We start from the raw sequence: 235 nt of genomic DNA on the forward strand, positions 1-235 counted from the left end.
ATATATTCGGATCACTGGTCCAGTTATGTGGATCGCTGATCCGAATAAGCTTATCCCGCAGCGCGGGCAGGAGAAAACGATGCCGACACACACGATGAGGGCGATCCGGCTCCATGAGCACGGAGGCCCTGAAGTCCTGCGTCACGACGAGGTGCCGGTTCCCGAGCCGGGGCCGGGCGAAGTGCTCGTTCGCGTTCACGCGATCGGCATCAATCCTCCGGACTGGTACCTGCGC

The 235-nt window shown here is 61.3% G+C and carries 1 pseudogene; it reads left to right on the forward strand.

The window, feature by feature from the left end:
- Positions 1-79: 79 nt before the first annotated feature.
- Positions 80-235, forward strand: a pseudogene (locus tag KVT44_RS59845) (NADP-dependent oxidoreductase); the annotation flags it as partial.

The organism is Streptomyces sp. GbtcB7, assembly GCF_019091445.1.
Taxonomy (GTDB): domain Bacteria; phylum Actinomycetota; class Actinomycetes; order Streptomycetales; family Streptomycetaceae; genus Streptomyces; species Streptomyces mirabilis.